The sequence below is a fragment of the Nostocoides sp. HKS02 genome, from assembly GCF_009707485.1.
GTDB lineage: Bacteria > Actinomycetota > Actinomycetes > Actinomycetales > Dermatophilaceae > Pedococcus.
On sequence record NZ_CP046121.1, the window covers coordinates 442693 to 461322 of the forward strand.

Below are 18630 nucleotides of genomic sequence, written 5' to 3' on the forward strand. Positions count from 1 at the left end.
TTGGCACGATTGGCTATGGAAGAACAGGCCAATGCAGTCCAATCTTGCAATCATGACGAAGACCAGCCTCGCGCCCCTGACGCCGCTCCAACAGCTGCGGGCCGGGCGCACTGCACGCCGACTGGTGCAGCTGGCCGCGGGGCTGACCCTGTACGGCGTCTCGATGGGCATGATGGTGCGCTCCCGGCTCGGCCTCGACCCGTGGGACGTCTTCCACTACGGCGTGGCCCAGCACCTGCCGGTCAGCTTCGGCACCGTGGTCATCATCGTCGGAGCCCTCGTGTTGCTGCTCTGGATCCCCCTGCGCCAGTGGCCGGGGCTGGGGACTGTGGCCAACGTCGTCGTCATCGGGCTCGCCACGGACGCGACGCTCGCGCTGCTCGGTGCCCCGACGGGCCTGCCGGCCCGTGCCGGGCTGCTGCTCGCGGGCATCGTGCTCAACGGCCTGGCCGGAGCGCTCTACATCGGCAGCCAGTTCGGCCCGGGACCACGCGACGGCCTGATGACGGGCCTGGTGCGGCGGACGGGCCGCAGCTTCCGGCTGGTGCGCACCACGATCGAGGTGACGGTTCTCGCGGTGGGCTGGCTCATGGGCGGGGTCGTCGGGGTCGGCACCGTGCTGTATGCCGTGCTGATCGGCCCCCTCGTGCAGCTGTTCCTGCCGCTGCTCACGGTGGAGGTGCTACCCCGCGATGATGCGGTGGGCCAGGTCCTCCCAGCCCCGCAGGAACCGCTCGACCGGGAAGCCGTCGCTGGTGAGGGCCTGCTCGACGATGACGCTCTCCAGCGGGGCCAGTAGCGCCTTGGCCAGGAACGGCCGGTCGCCGCGGACGTCGAGCAGCCCCAACAGGTGGACGACGTGCCGGGCGGTGAACCCCTGGGCCGCGAGCGAGCGTCGCCCGGCCTGGCCTGACGCCGCGATGAGCTGGGCCGCCCGGAGGTTGTAGTCGAGGCGCGACCGCCCGAACGCGATCAGCCGGTCGAGCGGTGGCGCACCCGGGCCCAACGGTGGAGGACCGCTGATGACCAGCCCCTGCCAGGTCGCCTCGAGCTCGTTGAGCAGCGCCCCCATGAGTCCGGCCCTGCTCTCGAACCGGCGGAACACCGTGCCCTTGCCGACGCCCGCCTCGTGGGCCACCGCGTCCATCGTGACGGCGCCGACCCCGCAGTGCTCGACCAGTCGCGCGGCGGCAGCGAGGAGCGCCTCGCGGTTGCGGGCCGCGTCGGCGCGCTCGTGGAGGGGGCTGCCGAGCAGCGGTAGAGGGGTGCCGCCCATGGCCGCAGTCTAGGGAGTGGGTCCGACACTGGGTCGGGAGGAATGAAACCGGACCTCGGTCCGTTTACGCCTGCGTCCTGAACTTTCCCCCGAAAGGTTCCCTCCATGCCTTCCCCCACTGACACCCGCATCGTCGTCCTCGTCGGAAGCCTGCGTGCCGACTCCCTCAACCGACGCATCGCCGAGAAGCTCGTCGAGCGCAGCCCCGAGGGCGTCACCATCGAGATCGCGCAGGGCCTTGGCGAGGTCCCGTTCTACAACGAGGACCTCGACGGCGCGCAGGTGCCCGCCGCCGCGCAGCGCCTGCGCGACCTCGTCTCCGGTGCCGACCGGGTGCTGGCCGTGACGCCCGAGTACAACGGCACCATGCCCGCCGTGCTCAACAACGCCATCGACTGGCTGTCGCGCCCGTACGGTCGCGGCGCCATCAAGGGCAAGCCGTTCGCGGTCGTGGGCACCACGCCCACGCCGTACGGCGGCAAGTGGGCCCACGAGCACGCACGCCGGTCAGCCACGATCGCCGGAGCCGTGGCTCCCGAGCACATCGCGGTGTCGCAGACCTCGATCGACGTCGACGTGCTGGGTGACGAAGAGGTCGTGGGCCGGCTGCTGGCCGCGGTCGAGGCCCTGGTGGCCGTCGAGCCCGCAGCCGCTGTCGCCTGACCTAGGCGTCCACTGCCACGACGAACGGCAGCACCGTCGTCGCCCCGGCCTGACGCAGGGCCTGGGCGGCGACGGTGAGGGTCCAGCGCGAGCTGGCGACGTCGTCCACGAGCAGCACTGGGCCGTCGAGCGTCGCGAGCGCCTCGCGCACCGAGGACCCCACCGCCAGTCGGCCCCACACGCCGGCGAGCCGGAACGCGCTGTTGCCGCCGGCCTCGCCGACCGGGCCCCCCTCGACCAGGTCGAGCGAACCGAGCCAGGTCAGCCGACCCAGGTCGGCGATGCCCCGCGCCACCGACTCGACGAGCTGGGGTCGGTGCCGTGACGGCACGCCCACGACCGCGACCGGTCGCTGCGCCCAGTCCCAGTCCCGCAGGATCGGGATGCAGGCCTGCAGGAGCGCGGCGGGGGCCGGTGCGTCCTCGGCGCGCAGCAGCGTGCGCAGCTGCTGGCCCCAGCCCAGGTCGGTGAGCCGCGCGACGGCTCGACCGGGCGCCATGGCCTCGGTCGGAGCGATCTTCCCCTTGAGCGGGACCCCGAGGCGGTCCATGCCGGATGGCCACTGGGCGCGCGGCTCGACCTCGACGCCCGCGCGCTCGAGACGGCCCCGCGCCGTCGTCATTGCCACGTCCGGGATGGTCGTCGGGAACCACGGACCCGCACACGAGTCGCACCGGCCACAGGGTGCGGCGGTGTCGTCGTCGAGCGACTCCTGCAGGAACGCCATCCGGCAGGTGCCGGTCTGCTCGTAGGCCACCATGAGGTCCTGCTCGCGCACCCTCGCCTGGCTGACCCGCGCGTAGCGCTCGGCGTCGTAGGTCCAGGGCTCACCGGTCGAGGTCCACCCACCCGGCACCCGACGGACCGCACCGTCGACGTCGAGGACCTTGAGCAGGAGCTCGAGCCGGGTGCGCCGGATGTCGACCACCGACTCGAGGGCCGCCGTCGACAGCGGCCGGGTCGACCCGGCGAGAGCCCGGAGCACGGCATCGGCCTGGTCCTGCTGGGGCATCGAGGCCGAGGCGAAGTACGCCCAGATGTCCTTGTCCTCGGGGCCGGGGAGCAGCAGCACGTCGGCGCGCTCGGTGGCACGCCCGGCGCGGCCGACCTGCTGGTAGTAGGCGACCGGTGAGGACGGCGCGCCGAGGTGGAGCACGAACCCGAGGTCGGGCTTGTCGAACCCCATACCGAGGGCCGAGGTCGCGATCAGGGCCTTGACCTCGTTGTCGCGCAGGCTCGCCTCGAGGCGCTCGCGGTCGGCCGGGTCGGTGCGCCCGGTGTAGGCGCGGACCTCGTGGCCGGCCTCGCGCAGCGCCACCGCGATGTCCTCGGCGGCGTTGACCGTGAGGGTGTAGACGATGCCGCTGCCGGGCAGCGAGCCGAGGTGGGCCAGCAGCCAGGCCAGCCGCTGCTCGGGCGAGGTCAGCCGCATCACGCCCAGGCGCAGCGACTCGCGGGCCAGGCCGCCGCGCAGCGTGAGCACCTCGTGACCGCCTGCGCCGAGCTGCTCGACCACGTCGGTCACGACCCGCGCGTTGGCCGTGGCGGTGGTGGCCAGGACCGGGGTGTTGGACGGCAAGGTGGTAAGCAGGTCGCGGATGCGCCGGTAGTCGGGGCGGAAGTCGTGCCCCCAGTCGGAGACGCAGTGAGCTTCGTCGACGACGAGCAGGCCGCATCGCCGCGCGAGGTCGGGCAGCTGCTCGTCGCGGAACCTCGGGTTGTTGAGCCGCTCGGGGCTCACGAGGAGCACGTCGACCTCGTCGCGGGCGAGGGCGGCCGACACCTGCCCCCACTCCTCGGCGTTCGCCGAGTTCATCGTGACCGCGCGGATGCCGGCCCGCTGGGCCGCGGCGATCTGGTCGCGCATCAGGGCCAGCAGCGGCGAGACGATGACGGTCGGCCCGGCCCCCTCGGCGCGGCGCAGGGCCGTGGAGACGAAGTAGACCGCCGACTTGCCCCACCCGGTGCGCTGCACGACCAGGACGCGGCGCCGCTGCCCGACGAGGGCCTCGACCGCCTCGAGCTGACCGTCGCGGAAGTCGACGTCGGGGCGCCCCACGAGCTGGCGCAGCACCTCGGTGGCGCGGGTGCGCAGGTCGGTGGGCAGGTCAGCCAGGTCGAGTGCGGTAGGTGCTCCCATGGCGACCACCGTATGCCGCGTGGCCGACAGCCCTGTCAGGATGTCCCCATGCCCGAGGAGCCAGCGCCTGCCGAGACCCTGCGCTACCGCGTCGACGTGCCGTTGCGGTGGAGCGACATGGACGCCTATGGACACGTCAACAACGTCCAGTTCCTCCGACTGCTCGAGGATGCCCGGGTGATCGGGTTCGAGGGCTGGTTCGGTCAGGACCGGTCGGTCCTCTCCGAGGGCATCCTCGTCGCCCGACACGAGATCGAGTACCTCGCGCCGCTGCAGTTCCGCCTACCCCCGATCGTGGTGGAGATGTGGGCGACCAAGATCGGCGGCGCCGGGTTCGACCTCGCCTACGAGGTCCGCGACGGCCGCTCCACCCCCGACACCGTCTACGCGCGGGCCGAGACGACGCTCGTCCTCTACGACTTCGCGACGTCCACGCCGCGACGGATGGACGACGCGCTCCGTTCCGTCCTCGACCAGCACTCGGGTGACCCGGTGGCGTTCCGCTGGCGACGGCGCTGATGGAGCTCGTCTTCCCCGACGCCCAGGGCCTCGACGACCTGCGGACCTTCGTCAGCCGGGCCCGCGCCGCCGACGACGACGGCGCGGTGCGTCTGCAGGCCGACGGCACGACGCTGGCCGCCTATGTCGGCGTGCTGCCAGGGGCCGGCCTCATGGGTGAGGGCGCCGTCCTCGGGCTCCGCGTGATGCCCCTCGCCACACCGGCAACCCTGGACGTGACGGTGGCGCTCGCAGCGGTGGGAGACCGCCTCGCCCGCGAGTCCGGCGGCCGGCTCGAGATACCGCCCATGACCGTTCGGGCGCCGTGGTCGGCGGTCGCACCACCGCGGGGCGGCTGGGAGCGCGTGGGGGCCGTGTCCGCCGACGATCTGGTGGTCGCGGCCCGAGAGGGCATCGCCGAGATCGCCCAGGGCGCGCCGTCCGAAGCCGGTGGTCACGCGGTGACCGCCCTGCGACGACAGGTGTGGGGTCGCTCGACCACGACCATTCCGCCGGTACGCGCGGGCGGGGCATTCGCGGCATACGTGCTGGGGTTTGCGTCCTCGGGCAGCGAGGTGACGGTGTGGGCGCACGGCCGGTGGACGCGCCTGTCGACGCCCACCGGTCACGTCCTGATGCGCTGACCTGCCAGGACGACCAGAGCGGCGACTGCGCTGAGCGCGAGCCACATGCCGACGTACACGGGGATGTCGTGACCGGCGGCCGTGTGCAGGGCGGCGAAAACGGCGCCGGCCGCCGCGATCCCGAGCACCGAGCCGAGGACGTCGGCGACCTGCAGCGACGACGACGTCGAGCCGTGGTCGGCCGCGGGCGTCAGGACGAGCGAGAGCACCGACAGGCTGGCCGTGCCGAGCCCCATGCCCATGCCGCACGCGACCAGGGCCACCGCGATGAGGTACGGGTTCCACCCGAAGTGGGTGATGGCCACCACCGCCAGCAGGCCCAGGCACAGCAGTCCGCCGCCGATGGAGACCAGCCGGTACCGGCGACCCGCCCAGCGGTCGCGGCCCTGCACCCAGGAGCCGGCCGACCACCCCAGCGAGCCGATCGCGAGGATCGCTCCCGCCGCACCGAGGGTCAGCCCCCGCTCGTTGACGAGCATGAGTGGGATGTAGGTGATGGTCCCGAAGAACGACGACGTCAGCAGGAAGCGCGCGATCATCACCGACGGCAGGCCGCGCCGCATCAGCCAGGTCCCGGGCGGCAGGAGCAACGGCGCGCTGGCGGCGACCCCCAGCACCCCGACCGCAGCGACGACCGTGCCGACCGACCACGCCACGGTGAGGTCGTGGGTGCCCCACTCGAGCGCACCCGCGGACGCCGCGATCAGCAGCCCGGCCCACGCAGCCCGGGCGTGGGCGCGGCGGTCGCGGCTGGACTGCTCGACCTCCTCGTCGGCACCCGCGATCTGACCCCGCCGGGCCAGGACGAGCGCCATCGCCACCACCACGGGTGCGACGACGAGCCAGAACACCCAGCGCCACGACCACGTCGTCGTCACCCAGGCAGCGATGGGCGGACCCACCAGTGACGGCAGCACCCACGCCGCGGAGATGACGCTGAACACCTTGGGCCGCAACGAATCTGGATAGGCCCGGCCGATCACGACATACCCGGCCACGATGATCAGGCCCGCACCGAACCCAGCCACGCCGCGCCCCGCCAGGAAGAGCCCGAACGAGTGCGCGGCCCCGCAGAGCCCGCAGCCCGCGGCGAACAGGGCCTGCCCGGCATACAGGGAGGGGAGCGCACCGGCGCGGTCGCACCACACGCCGGCGAGGACGATGCCGAGCAGCTGGGTCGTGAGCATGACGGAGAAGGCGAGCCCGTACGACCGCACCGCGTCGAGCTCGCGCGCAGCGGCAGGCATGGCGGTCGACACCGCCATGCCCTCGAAGGCGATGACGGTGATGAGGGCGACCAGCGCCACGGAAACCAACGCGTATGCCGGGTGGAAGACGCCCGTCCGCGTCGGGGCTGCGGCGCTCACTGGCCCAACGGTACGCCGCGCTCGGCGAGCACCCCGGCGAGGGTGTCGATGCGGTCGGACACGATGCCGTCGACTCCGAGGTCGAACAGCCGGTGCATCTCCTGCGCGTCGTCGATCGTCCACACGTGGATGTGCTTGCCCTGCGCGTGCACCCGCTCGACGAGGGCGGGCGTGACGAGGTCGAGACGCCGACCGCCGACGAGGTGCCCCGTCGGGACCTGGAGCACGGGCGCGGGGGAGCGCAGCCACGAGGTGATCCGGTCCGGAGCGAACCGCAGCGCGGCGACCTCGGACGGCCCTGCCGCGGTCGCGAGACCCGGGCCGAGGAGCCGGCGCACGGCTCGCAGCCGTCGGTCGGAGAACGAGGCGACGCAGACCCGCTCCAGGGCGCCGTGGCTGCGGATCACCTCCGCCAGCGGCTCGAGCGCCCCCGAGGCCTTGACGTCGATGTTGAACCGCGCACCGGGGAACTCCTCGAGCAGCGCGGCGAGGGTGGGGATCTGCTCCGTGCCGTCGATCCGCGCCTCGCGCACCACGGCATACGGCAGGCGGGCGATCAGGCCGGCGCCACTGGTGACGCGGTCGAGCCGGTGGTCGTGGAACGCCAGGAGCACGCCGTCGGCGGTGGCGTGCACGTCGGTCTCGAGGTACCGGTAGCCCAGGTGCACCGCCTCGCGGAAGGCGGACAGGGTGTTCTCGAGCCGCAGGTTCGCGCTGAGCTTCGCGCCGCCGCGGTGGGCGAGCCCGATCGGCGTCGGCGCATCGAAGTACGCGAAGTCGGCAGCTCCCACGGCGTCAGTCTGCCGTGGGAGCCGCCGCCACGCTCAGAGGGCTGCCCAGACCGTCGTGTCGGTCGGGACCAGCCCGTCCGCGGTCAGCGCGCCGGACGCCACCAGGACGGTGGCCGCCGCCGGCAGTGCCACCGGCTCGGCCCCGAGGTTGGCGAGCACCAGCGTGCGCTGGCCCTGACCGGTGTTGACCAGGGCCACGACGTCGTCACCGAAGCCGTCGACGTCCTCGAGCCCACCGGTGCCGAGCTGGCGCTCGCGGCGCACGCGCAGCAGCTCGCGGTAGAGCTCGAGGGTGGACCCGGCGACGCCGTCCTGCTGGTCGACGGCGTAGTCGCCGTAGATCGCCGGCTGGGGCAGCCAGGACGCCTCGGACGGCCCGAACCCGAACGACGGGGCGTCCTTGGTCCACGGCATCGGCACGCGACACCCGTCGCGTCCGATCTCCTCACCCTTGCTGCGGATGAACGTCGGGTCCTGGCGGAACGACGCGGGCATGTCGGTGGACTCGGGCAGCCCGAGCTCCTCGCCCTGGTAGAGGTAGGCCCCACCCGGGAGCGCCAGCATCAGCGTCGTCGCCGCACGGGCGCGGGTGAGGCCGAGCTCGCGGTCGGGTTGCGGGTCGTCGGCGGCGATGCCGTTGGGGCGACGTTGGCCGACCGGCAGGCCGAGCCGCGAGGCGTGCCGCACGACGTCGTGGTTGGACAGCACCCAGGTGCTCGGCGCGCCGACGCTGTCTGCGGCGGCGAGCGAGGAGTCGATGACCGCCCGCAGGTCAGCGGCACGCCACTGGGCCTGCAGGAAGTCGAAGTTGAACGCCTGGTGCATCTCGTCGGGACGGACGTAGCGCACCGCCCGCTCCTGGGGTCGCACCCACGCCTCGGCGCACAGGATGCGGTCCGGCTCGCCGTAGCTGTCGAGGATCTTGCGCCACGCGCGGTAGACCTCGTGGACGCCGTCCTGGTCCCACATCGGCGGCTTGGGGGCGCCGGGCTGGACCTCGCCGTCGAGGATGTGCAGCTCGGCGTCGTAGTCGGGCAGGCCCGGCTCCTTGACCAGGCCGTGCGCGACGTCGACCCGGAAGCCGTCGATGCCGCGGTCGAGCCAGAACCGCAGGATCGCCTCGAACTCGGCGCGGACCTGCTCGTTGTCCCAGTTGAAGTCGGGCTGCTTGGTGTCGAACAGGTGCAGGTACCACTGGCCGGGTGTGCCGTCCGCCTCGGTGACCCGGGTCCAGCCGTCGCCACCGAAGACCGAGTGCCAGTCGTTCGGCGGCTCGCTGCCGTCGGCGCCACGGCCGTCGCGGAACATGTAGCGGTCACGCTCGGGGCTGCCGGGGCCGGCCGCCAGCGCCGCCTGGAACCACACGTGCTCGTCGGAGCTGTGGTTGGGCACGAGGTCGACGATCACCTTGAGGCCGAGCGCATGCGCCTTGGCCACCATGGCGTCAGCGTCGGCGAGGGTGCCGAAGAGGGGGTCGATGTCCCGGTAGTCGGCGACGTCGTAACCGGCGTCGGCCTGGGGCGACTTGTAGAAGGGGCTGAACCAGACCGCGTCGACGCCGAGGGCCCTGAGGTACTCGAGGCGGGCCGTCACACCGGGCAGGTCGCCGATGCCGTCTCCGTCGGCGTCAGCCCACGACCGCGGGTAGATCTGGTAGATCACGGCATGCCGCCACCAGGCAGCATCCTCCGGGACAGCAGGGTGGATCGGGTGGGTGGTGAGGGAGTTGGTCACGGGCAGCCATCGTTCACCATGGCGGCGACGATGCGAAACCGGCTTCCCGCCGTCTTGCGGTGTGGAACGGGGCAGCGGGGACTCGGGAGACTTGGGGGAGCGGCTCAGTCCTCGAGCGAGTTGACCATGGAGTATGCCGCCCGCTCGAGGTAGTCGCGCAGCAGCAGGTCGTTGGCCGGGGGAAGGCCGATCGAGTCCACCGCCGCCATCATGTGCAGCAGCCAGCGGTCGCGCTGGGCCGGCGTGACCTTGAACGGGTGGTGGCGCATCCGCAGCCGGGGGTGGCCCCGCTGCTCGGAGTAGGTCGTCGGGCCGCCCCAGTACTGCTCGAGGAACATCCGCAGCCGGTCCTCAGCCGGACCGAGGTCGTCCTCGGGGTAGAGCGCGCGCAGCTCGGGGTCGCCGGCCACGCCGCGGTAGAACTCGGACACCAGCCGCCGGAACGTCTCGTGGCCGCCGACCTCGTCGTAGAAGCTGCCGAGCTGGGCGCCTTGGCCGCTCTGGCCGCTGGGCCCGGCGCTCATCGGGGCGGCCCGAAGGGGGTCATGGCCGGCGCCTTGATGCCGTTCGCGTCGAAGGCTGCCTTGACCCGCTCACGGATCTCGCGCGAGATGCCGTACTGCTGTTCGGGGGCGGTCTTGATGACGACCCGGATCGTCACGACGCCGCCGGAGATCGACTCGACGCCGACGACCTGGGGCTCCTCGAGGAGCAGGTCGTGCCACGCGGGGGCCTGGTCGATCTCGTCGACCACGGTGCGGATGACGGGGATGACCTTCTCGAGGTTCTCGGAGTACGCGACCGGGATGTCGATCGTCGCCGTCGACCAACCCTGGCTCTTGTTGCCGATCCGGACGATCTCGCCGTTGCGGATGTACCAGACCACTCCCGAGCCGTCGCGCAGCCGGGTGACTCGCAGGCTGACCTCCTCGACGGTGCCGATGGCCGAACCGGTGTCGATGACGTCGCCGACGCCGTACTGGTCCTCGAGGATCATGAAGATGCCCGAGAGGAAGTCCTTGACCAGGCTCTGCGCGCCGAAACCCAGCGCCACGCCCCCCACCCCGGCCGTGGCCAGCAAGGGCGCGAGCTGGATGTTGAAGGACCACATCACCGTGAGGATCGTGATGAGCGCGACGACGAAGGTCACGATGCTGCGCAGCAGCGAACCCATCGTCAGCGTGCGCTGACGGTGCCGCTCGTGTGCCATGCCGGTCGCGTGCGCCAGCACCCGCCCGGCGCGGCCGGGCTGCTCGGACCGCCGAGCGTCGGACCTCGCGAGGGTGACGTCGACGATGCGGCCGATGGAGCGCAGGAGCAGCCACCGCAGCACCAGGGCCAGCCCCACCGTGACGACCACCGCAAGCGGCCGCCCGATGAACCAGTCCCAGACCTGCGTGGGAGTGAGCCGGGCGAGCGAGCGCAGGACCTGCTCAGGCAGCATCGGCGTCCCTCGCCTGCGCGCGCAGCGCCCGAGCGATTCCGTCGCGGTTCTCGGCGACGAGGCGGACCAGGCCGGCCGGTGCGTCAGGGTGGGTGTCGAGCCACTGCTGCGAGGCGTCGAGGAGCTCCTGGCTCGCCAGGGCGGTGGGGTAGTACGTCACGAGGATCGCCTCGGCGATGGCGTGCGTGCGCGACTCCCAGATCTCGATGACGGCATCGTGGTACCGGGCGATGTACGGCTGCAGCAGCTCGGGATCGCGAGCCTGGACGAAGCCCAGACCGACGGCCTCGACCACGGAGTTCGTCAGGGTGTCACCGACGACGCCCTCGGCCCAGGCGCGGGCCTTGGCCTCCGGCGTCGGGATCGCTGCGAGCGCCCGGGCCGCCCGCTCGCGACCCGTCGCGGTGTTGTCACGGTCCTGCTCGGCGGCGATCTCCGCCTCGGTCGCCTCGCCGCAGGCGGCGAGCGAGGTGATCAGGGTCCAGCGCATCTCGGTGTCGACCGCGAGCCCCGGCAGGGTCGTGGTGCCCTCGAGCAGGCCCCGCAGGTATGCCGCGTCGTCGCCACCGCGCTGCAGCGCGGCATACGCACCGAGCAGCTGCAGCTGCGCGTCGCTGCCTGGTGCGGCCTGCTCGGCCAGCCCGCGCAGGGCAGCGGTGGTGGAGGCGATCGTCTCGGCGCGGTGCTGGGGCGCGACGAAGAGCCGCACGGTCGACATCAGCTGCCCGAGCAGGGTCTTGAGCAGGGTGGAGTCGGCCTCGCCCGGCAAGGAGGCCAGGACCAGGTGGGCGAAGTCGCGCCCGGAGATCTCGGCGTCCCGCGTCATGTCCCAGGCGGCACCGAGGACCAGCGCGCGCGGCAGGCTGTCCTGGAAGCCACGGGGGTGCGCCAGCGCGGTGGCGAGGGAGCGCTCGTCGAGCCGGATCTTGGCGTAGGCGAGGTCGTCGTCGTTGACGAGCAGCAGGTCGGGCGCGGGGCGGCCGATCAGCTGCGGCAGCTCGGTCGACTCGCCGTCGACGTCGAGCTCGAGGCGCTCGGTGCGCACGAGCTCGTCACCGCGCACGGCATACAGGCCAACGGCGAGCCGGTGCGGGCGCAGGGTCTCGAAACCCTCGGCGAACGTCTGCTGGATCGAGGCGGAGGAGATGTGGCCCTGGTCGTCGGTCTCGATCACCGGCCGCAGCGTGTTCACCCCGGCCGTCTCGAGCCAGAGCTTGGACCAGGTGCCGAGGTCGCGGCCGGAGGTCTGCTCGAGCTCGCCGAGCAGGTCCTGCAGCGTCGTGTTGCCCCAGGCGTACTTGGCGAAGTAGGCGCGCAGACCCGCGACGAAGGGCTCCCGCCCGACGTAGGCGACGAGCTGCTTGAGGGACCGAAGCGCCCTTGGCGTAGGTGATCCCGTCGAAGTTGACCTCGACGTCCTCGAGGTCGCGGATCGGCGCCACGATGGGGTGCGTCGAGGAGAGCTGGTCCTGGCGGTACGCCCACGACTTCTCGGCCGCGCTGAACGTGGTCCAGGCCGTCCGCCACTCGGTGGCCTCGGACTGGCAGGTCGTCGAGGCCCACTCGGCGAACGACTCGTTGAGCCAGAGGTCGTTCCACCACTTCATCGTCACGAGGTTGCCGAACCACATGTGGGCCAGCTCGTGCAGCAGGGTCAGGGCCCGACGCTCCACGAGGGCCTCGGTGACCTTGGCCCGGAAGATGTAGACCTCGTTGATGGTGACCGCGCCGGCGTTCTCCATCGCGCCCATGTTGTACTCCGGGCTGAACAGCTGGTCGTACTTCTCGAAGGGGTACTCGCAGTCGAACTCGTTCTCGAAGAACGCGAAACCCCGCTTGGTGCAGTCGAAGATGTTGTCGGCGTCGAGGTGCTCCAGCAACGACTGGCGGCAGTAGATCGCGAGCGGGACGGTGCCGCGACGAGAGGTCACCTCGTCGCGCACGACGGCATACGGGCCGGCCACCAGCGCGGTGATGTAGCACGACATCCGCTGGGTGGGGGCGAAGGCCCAGGTGGCCACGCCGTCGCGGACGGGTTCCGGCTCGGGGGTGGGGGAGTTGGAGACGACCTGCCAGTGCGACGGCGCGGTGATCGTGAACGCGTACGTCGCCTTGAGGTCGGGCTGCTCGAAGACGGCGAACATGCGGCGGCAGTCCGCGACCTCGAACTGGGAGTAGAGGTAGACCTCGTCGTCGACCGGGTCCACGAACCGGTGCAGCCCCTCGCCGGTGTTCATGTATGCCGCGGTCGCGTCGACGGTGAGCGTGTTCTGCTCCGCGGTGGCCGGGATGGTGATCCGGACCCCGTCGAAGTGCGTCGCCGGGTCGAGCGGCTCACCGTTGAGGGTGATGGCCTCGACGGAAGGGGCGATGAGGTCGAGGGAACGTCCCAGCCCCGGGTTGGGGGCTGGAGAAGGTCACCGTCGTCGTGCTGCGGAACGTCGACGCGGAGGTGGTCAGGTCGAGCGCGACGTCGTAGTGGTCGACGGAGACGACGGCCGCGCGGGCGGCGGCCTCGTCGCGGGTCAGGTTCTTGCCGGGCAAGGAGTACTCCTGCAGGGGTCGTGACGGGAACCCCGCCATCCTCGCACGGGCCCTTCCCCGAAGAAGCACCCCTTTCGTGACCCGTCGCCGGAAGTGGCAGGATTGGGCGGGTGAGTCCTGAAACGAACGCCGTGTCGCATACCTCCGCCGAGTTCTGGTTCGACCCCCTGTGCCCGTGGGCCTGGATGACCTCCCGCTGGATGATGGAGGTCGAGCAGGTCCGGTCCGTCGAGGTCACCTGGTCGGTCATGAGCCTGGCGGTCCTCAACGAGGGGCGCGACCTGCCCGAGACCTACCGCGAGCTGATGGACCGCGGGTGGGGCCCCGTGCGGGTGGTCATCGCGGCCGCCCAGCAGTACGGCGACAAGGTCATCAAGCCGCTCTACGACGCGATGGGCACGCGCATCCACCTCGGTGGCAACAAGGACTTCACCAACGTCATCGCCGAGGCGCTCGACGAGGTCGGCCTCGACGCCGCGCTCGCGCAGTTCGCCGAGAGCGACACCAACGACGACCTCCTGCGCGCCAGCCATCAGCGGGCCATCGACCTCGTCGGTGACGACGTGGGCACGCCCGTGATCGCCGTCGACGGCCAGGCCTTCTTCGGACCTGTGGTCAGCCCGGCGCCGAAGGGCGAGGCTGCTGGAAGACTGTGGGACGGCTGCGTGCTCGTCGCCGGCACGCCGGGGTTCTTCGAGCTCAAGCGCAGCCGCAGCGTCGGCCCGATCTTCGACTGACCACAGCTCGCCCAGGCAACCCTCCGACTGACCAAGGAGCACCCACGATGCGCGTCCACATCGGCGGCGACCACGCGGCATACGACCTGCTCGGCGAGCTCGTGACGTTCCTCGAGCAGGAGGGCCACGAGGTGACCAACCACGGGCCCCACGCCTACGACGCCGAGGACGACTACCCCGTGTTCGTGCTCCGGGCCGCCGAGGCGGTGGCTGCCGACCCCACCTCGCTCGGGGTCGTGCTGGGTGGGTCGGGCAACGGCGAGCAGATGGCTGCCAACAAGGTCAAGGGCATCCGGGCGGCGCTGTGCTACTCCGTGGAGCTCGCGACGCTGGCCCGCGAGCACAACAACGCCCAGGTGATCTCGATCGGCGCCCGCATGACTGCCGTCGAGGAGGCCAAGGTCATGGTCGCCGCGTTCCTGGCCACCCCGTTCTCCGGGGCGCCGCGCCACCAGCGGCGCATCGACCTGGTCGCGGCCTACGAACGGGACGGCACGCTGCCTCCCGTGCCCTGATCTGCCCATTGCCCGAACCCCCGCGGCGGCCGCCCATTAGGCTGACGACGGGTTGGCGGGGCAACCCATCCGCACATCTCTCCCGGAGCACTCGTGCTCTCGCCCGGCCAAAGGACTTCTCGGACGTGGATGTCGACCGGACGGTGTTCGCCCGTCGCTCATTGCTGAGCCGCGTGCAGCGCGGCCGGTCGCGCTGGGCGCGCTGGCACGTCTGGGCGACCGCGGCGGCAGTGATCGCCGCCAACACGATCCTGTGCTGGTCGATGTCGGTGTGGCCGACCTACGTGCCGTTCTCCGCGTACATCCCGGTCGCGGTGGTGGCTGGCCTCTTCCTGCCGCCCAAGGTCCTGGCCGTGGTCGACGTCTGCGTGCTCATCGCCGGGGGGTACACGATCTTCGACCGGCACCCCACGCCGGCGCTGCTGGCGGCCTACGGCGTCCTGGCCGTCGTCATGATCATCATGTTCTGGGTCGCCGCGTCCCGCGCCCGGCTCGGCGTGCAGGGCAACCTCGGCGAGACGATGCTGGTCGACCTGCGCGACCGGCTGCGCACGCAGGGCGAGCTGCCTGAGCTGCCGTTCGGCTGGGGTGCCGAGCTGTCCGTGCTCTCGGCGTACGGCGACTCGTTCTCCGGCGACTTCCTCGTGACGAGCAAGACCGGTGACCTGCTCGAGCTGGCGCTCGTCGACGTCTCGGGCAAGGGCATCGCCGCCGGCACCCGGTCGCTGCTGCTCTCCGGGGCGTTCGGGGGACTGCTCGGGTCGATGGCGGTGGAGCGCTTCCTGCCTGCGGCGAACTCCTACCTGCTCCGTCAGCACTGGGACGAGGGGTTTGCCACGGCCGCACACGCCGTCATCGACCTCTCCACGGGTGAGTACAGCCTCGGCTCAGCGGGTCACCCGCCACCGGTGCGCTTCTCGGCAGGCTCCGGGCGCTGGGAGGTGCTCGAGGGCGAGGAGGGACCGGTGCTCGGCGTGACCGAGGGGCTGCAGTTCCCGCGGATCCGGGGCGTCCTCGGCCCGGGCGACGCCCTCCTCATCTACACCGACGGCGTGATCGAGACGCGCAACCGTGACCTGCGTGACGGCATCGACCGCATGCTGGGCACGGCGGAGCGGATGATCGGCAAAGGGTTCGAGGGGATGGCCGCCAAGATGTGTGCCGCGGCGCGGGCCGGCGAGACCGACGACCGCGCGGCCGTGCTCGTCTGGCGCCGCTGAGGTGGGGCCGAGGATGGGAGGGGGAAAGGCCTGGGTGGCGACCCGTCGGGTGATGTTCGCGCACTCGAGGCAGACCGACTCGGGGATCACGCCGAGGCGCATCAGCCAGCCGAACACGATGCAGCCGACGCAGACCCCGGCCAGGGACTCCAGCGCGGGGAACACCACCATCACCACGCCGATGACCACGACCGGGACCACGGTGCCCGCGAGCCACAGCACCGTCGCCGCGAGCGTCAGCACCGCACCGATGGCCGCGGCGAACCGCTTGGGCGGCCCGGCGGTGTACCGGGGCGCCTGGCGCACGCGGGGCCGGATGACCGACTGCACGAGCCGGGCCACGGGACTCGCGGAGGGCCCCCACCCGGCGCGCAGCGTGAAGTCGAGCGCGAGCACGGCATACAGCCACCACTGGTGGAAGGCGAGCGCACCCACGGCCAGGACGAGCACGACCCCGGCGATGAGCCGCACGGAGATGTCGTCGACGATGTTGGGGAACCGGGAGATGTGCATGGTTCCATTATGGATCACATAAGTCGAAGTTATCCAACGGACCCACCCTAGGCTGGTGGCGTGGAGGACAACGGCCGGGTGCGCAGCTACAACGCACGGCGCGGCCGGCTCTCGGCGCTCACCGTCGAGCGGCTCGAGACCCTCGGGGCCCGCCACGAGATCCCGGATGGGCCGCTGGACCCTCGCGAGGCGTTCGGGCGGTCGGCCCCGGTGGTCCTGGAGATCGGGTGCGGGCACGGGGCGGCGGCGCTGGCGTATGCCGTGGCGCACCCGGGCCACGATCTGCTCGCGGTCGACGTCTTCACGCCGGCCCTGGCGCGAATGCTCGCCGAGGCCGACCGGCTGGGCGTCGGCAACCTGTGGATGCACCGCGGCGACGCAGTGCTGTTGCTCGAGGACCGGATCGCGCCGCAGTCCCTCGCCGCCGTGCACCTGTTCTTCCCCGACCCGTGGCCCAAGGCTCGGCATGCCAAGCGGCGCTTCCTGTCCGCGCACACCCTCGACCTGGTCGCCTCCCGGCTCGAGCCGGGCGGGCACCTGCTCGTGGCAACCGACCACGACGCGTATGCCGCGCACGCCCGGACCGAGCTCGCGGCAGACGGGCGGTTCGTGGTGACCGAGGGCGAGCGCCCCGACTGGCGCCCCACCGACGGGTTCGAGGCCAAGGGTCTGGCGGCCGGGCGCCGCGTCACGGAGCTGCGGGCAGAGCTGCGCTGAGCCGCCGATGGAGCCGATGGGGCTGGTGGAGCGGGTGACGAGAATCGAACTCGCGTAGCCAGTTTGGAAGACTGGGGCTCTACCATTGAGCTACACCCGCACGTCTCAGCAGCCCCTCGGGAGGGCTGCTGATCCGAGGCGTTAGCCTAATGCCCGCGATCGTGTGCGCCGAAATCGGCTCGCCGTCCGCGGGGTATGGCGCAGGTTGGTAGCGCGTCCGCTTTGGGAGCGGAAGGCCGCCGGTTCAAATCCGGCTACCCCGACAGAGCATCCGACCCTGCCCGTGCAGCCGTGGGCCTAGACGCCGTACGCCTCGAGCACCCGCAGCCAGATCTCGCTCATCGTGGGGTACGACGGGACCGCGTGCCAGAGCGTGCGCAGGGGCGCCTTGGCCACGATCGCGACCGTCGCCACGTGCACGAGCTCGGCGACATCCTGACCCACCAGGGTCGCGCCCACGAGGACACCAGCCTCCTCGTCGACGACCACCCGCAGCTGGCCCTGGTACCCCTCAGCCAGCAGCCCAGCACCCGCCGCGGCATCCATCGGCACGTCCACCACCCTGACCCGTATGCCGCGTTCGCGAGCCTCGTGTTCGGTCAGTCCCACGCTGCTCACCTCCGGGTCGGTGAAGACGACCTGGGGCGACCCGAGGGCAGTGGCGAACGGCACCGTGAGCTCGGGGTCGGGCTCCCGGCCGGCCGCTCTGGCGCCGATGAGGTCGCCGACTGCCCGGGCCTGGTACTTGCCCATGTGCGTGAGCAGCGCCAGCCCGTTGACGTCGCCCACGGCATACAGCCACGGCATCGCGCTCGGGCTGGTCGAGCCAGAGACGCCGGAGACCTCCATGTGCTCGTTCACCACCACGGACCCGTGCTCGTCGGTCGCAGCGTCGACCGAGTCCAGGCCGAGCCCGGCCGTGGTGGCCACCCGCCCGGTGGCCACGAGGACCTCGTCGGCGGTGACCGTGCTGCCGTCGTCGACCTCGAGGGTCACCTCGCCGGACGGTCCGAGCCGGGTCACCGAGGTCGCCGAGACGCCGAGCCGCAGGTCGACGCCGTCGTGGACCAGCGCCTTCGCGACCGCCTCGCCGGCGAAGGGCTCGGAGCGCCGGAGCAGGGACGACCGGGACAGGACCGTCACCTCGGAGCCGAGCGCGGCATAGACCTGGGCCATCTCGCAGGCCACGACGCCGCCGCCGAGGATGGCCAGCCGACCCGGGACTCGCTGCGACGTCGTCGCCTCACGGTTGGTCCAGGGGTGTGCGTCGGCGAGCCCCGGGATGTCGGGGATGAACGGCGAGCTGCCGGTGGCCAGGATGACCGCGTGCCTGCCTCGCAGGGTGCGGTCGCCGACCTCGACCAGGCGCTCACCGGCGAGGCGACCGGTGCCGCGCACCAGGGTGATGCCGACGTGGTCGAGCCAGCCGACCTGACCGCTGTCGTCGAGGCGGTCGGTGGTGCCGATCCGGTTGATCCAGGCATCGCGGCGGGCCAGCACCCCGGCCGGGTCGAGCCGTGCCCCCTCGGACCCCTGGACGCGTTGGGAGGCCCGGGTGGCGTGGATCGGCCGCAGCAGCGCCTTGCTGGGGGAGCACGCGTAGAAGCTGCACTCTCCGCCGACGAGGTGGTGCTCGACCAGCGACACGGTGAGCCCGGCCTTGTGGGCGCGGTCGGCGGCGTTCTCGCCGACGGGGCCGCCACCGACCACGATGACGTCGAACTCCTGCGGGGACCGGTCGGTCGATGAACTCATGCTGGCCAACCTAGGCCGTGGGACGCGTCAGCGGCCCCGAAGCGGGTGCTTCGAGGCCGCTGACGTGCGGTG

At 71.8% G+C, this 18630-nt stretch carries 16 protein-coding genes, 2 tRNA genes and 2 pseudogenes; 9 read left to right on the forward strand and 11 right to left on the reverse strand.

What is annotated here, in order from left to right; all coding sequences use genetic code 11:
• The first annotated feature begins 52 nt into the window (after positions 1-52).
• The gene (locus GKE56_RS02045; protein WP_154683138.1) at positions 53-799 is read left to right on the forward strand and encodes a YitT family protein; all 747 of its coding nucleotides are present in this window, start codon (positions 53-55) and stop codon (positions 797-799) included.
• Here the strand turns inward: GKE56_RS02045 and GKE56_RS02050 are convergent.
• Positions 683-1276: a TetR/AcrR family transcriptional regulator gene (locus GKE56_RS02050; protein ID WP_154683139.1), complete on the reverse strand. Its 594-nt coding sequence runs from the start codon at positions 1274-1276 to the stop codon at positions 683-685. The genes GKE56_RS02045 and GKE56_RS02050 overlap by 117 nt on opposite strands.
• A gap of 105 nt (positions 1277-1381) precedes the next feature.
• On the opposite strand from GKE56_RS02050, the gene GKE56_RS02055 reads away from it, so the two are divergent.
• Entirely contained in the window at positions 1382-1939 is a 558-nt protein-coding gene (locus GKE56_RS02055; protein WP_154683140.1) for an NADPH-dependent FMN reductase, read from the forward strand.
• A gap of 1 nt (position 1940) precedes the next feature.
• Here GKE56_RS02055 and GKE56_RS02060 read toward each other — a convergent pair whose 3' ends face one another.
• Positions 1941-4079, reverse strand: coding sequence for an ATP-dependent DNA helicase RecQ (locus GKE56_RS02060; RefSeq protein ID WP_154683141.1), 2139 nt, complete (start codon positions 4077-4079; stop codon positions 1941-1943).
• Between the two features lie 48 nt (positions 4080-4127).
• On the opposite strand from GKE56_RS02060, the gene GKE56_RS02065 reads away from it, so the two are divergent.
• Positions 4128-4598: a thioesterase family protein gene (locus GKE56_RS02065; RefSeq protein WP_154683142.1), complete on the forward strand. Its 471-nt coding sequence runs from the start codon at positions 4128-4130 to the stop codon at positions 4596-4598.
• Positions 4598-5221: a hypothetical protein gene (locus GKE56_RS02070; protein WP_154683143.1), complete on the forward strand. Its 624-nt coding sequence runs from the start codon at positions 4598-4600 to the stop codon at positions 5219-5221. Before GKE56_RS02065 ends, GKE56_RS02070 begins: the two co-directional genes overlap by 1 nt.
• On the opposite strand, the gene GKE56_RS02075 is transcribed toward GKE56_RS02070, so the two are convergent.
• The 6 genes and pseudogenes from GKE56_RS02075 to pepN all read right to left on the reverse strand — a co-directional run bounded on the left by GKE56_RS02075 (position 5203) and on the right by pepN (position 13101).
• Complete coding sequence (locus GKE56_RS02075; RefSeq protein WP_154683144.1) at positions 5203-6588, reverse strand: MFS transporter; 1386 nt, start codon at positions 6586-6588, stop codon at positions 5203-5205. The genes GKE56_RS02070 and GKE56_RS02075 overlap by 19 nt on opposite strands.
• Positions 6585-7379 carry a glycerophosphodiester phosphodiesterase gene (locus GKE56_RS02080; RefSeq protein ID WP_154683145.1) on the reverse strand — a complete coding sequence of 265 codons (795 nt, stop codon included), beginning with the start codon at positions 7377-7379 and terminating at the stop codon, positions 6585-6587. The genes GKE56_RS02075 and GKE56_RS02080 overlap by 4 nt, the downstream gene beginning before the upstream one ends.
• 33 nt (positions 7380-7412) lie before the next feature.
• Positions 7413-9113: a glycoside hydrolase family 13 protein gene (locus GKE56_RS02085; protein ID WP_154683146.1), complete on the reverse strand. Its 1701-nt coding sequence runs from the start codon at positions 9111-9113 to the stop codon at positions 7413-7415.
• A gap of 104 nt (positions 9114-9217) precedes the next feature.
• Complete coding sequence (locus GKE56_RS02090) at positions 9218-9637, reverse strand: globin (protein ID WP_154683147.1); 420 nt, start codon at positions 9635-9637, stop codon at positions 9218-9220.
• Entirely contained in the window at positions 9634-10557 is a 924-nt protein-coding gene (locus GKE56_RS02095) for a mechanosensitive ion channel family protein (protein ID WP_154683148.1), read from the reverse strand. The genes GKE56_RS02090 and GKE56_RS02095 overlap by 4 nt, the downstream gene beginning before the upstream one ends.
• A pseudogene (gene pepN, locus GKE56_RS02100) lies at positions 10547-13101 on the reverse strand (aminopeptidase N). Before pepN ends, GKE56_RS02095 begins: the two are co-directional and overlap by 11 nt.
• Before the next feature lie 185 nt (positions 13102-13286).
• On the opposite strand from pepN, the gene GKE56_RS02105 reads away from it, so the two are divergent.
• From GKE56_RS02105 to GKE56_RS02115, 3 genes are all read left to right on the forward strand, one after another.
• Entirely contained in the window at positions 13287-13838 is a 552-nt protein-coding gene (locus tag GKE56_RS02105) for a DsbA family protein (RefSeq protein ID WP_230209276.1), read from the forward strand.
• 47 nt (positions 13839-13885) lie between these two features.
• Positions 13886-14353 (forward strand): ribose-5-phosphate isomerase, encoded by a 468-nt coding sequence (locus GKE56_RS02110; protein ID WP_154683149.1) that lies wholly within the window; start codon positions 13886-13888, stop codon positions 14351-14353.
• Between the two features lie 125 nt (positions 14354-14478).
• Entirely contained in the window at positions 14479-15573 is a 1095-nt protein-coding gene (locus GKE56_RS02115; protein ID WP_154683150.1) for a PP2C family protein-serine/threonine phosphatase, read from the forward strand.
• A 156-nt stretch (positions 15574-15729) separates the two neighbouring features.
• On the opposite strand, the pseudogene GKE56_RS02120 reads toward GKE56_RS02115, so the two are convergent.
• Positions 15730-16086, reverse strand: a pseudogene (locus tag GKE56_RS02120) (DUF4395 domain-containing protein); the annotation flags it as partial.
• Positions 16087-16146: 60 nt separating this feature from the next.
• Here GKE56_RS02120 and trmB point away from each other — a divergent pair.
• Positions 16147-16803 carry a tRNA (guanosine(46)-N7)-methyltransferase TrmB gene (gene trmB, locus GKE56_RS02125; protein ID WP_154683151.1) on the forward strand — a complete coding sequence of 219 codons (657 nt, stop codon included), beginning with the start codon at positions 16147-16149 and terminating at the stop codon, positions 16801-16803.
• 26 nt (positions 16804-16829) lie between these two features.
• Here trmB and GKE56_RS02130 read toward each other — a convergent pair.
• Positions 16830-16903: transfer RNA gene (locus tag GKE56_RS02130), tRNA-Gly, on the reverse strand.
• Between the two features lie 89 nt (positions 16904-16992).
• Between GKE56_RS02130 and GKE56_RS02135 the strand changes: the two genes are divergently transcribed.
• Positions 16993-17066, forward strand: a tRNA-Pro gene (locus GKE56_RS02135).
• A gap of 34 nt (positions 17067-17100) precedes the next feature.
• On the opposite strand, the gene GKE56_RS02140 is transcribed toward GKE56_RS02135, so the two are convergent.
• Positions 17101-18558 (reverse strand): NAD(P)/FAD-dependent oxidoreductase, encoded by a 1458-nt coding sequence (locus GKE56_RS02140; RefSeq protein WP_154683152.1) that lies wholly within the window; start codon positions 18556-18558, stop codon positions 17101-17103.
• Positions 18559-18630 lie beyond the last annotated feature (72 nt).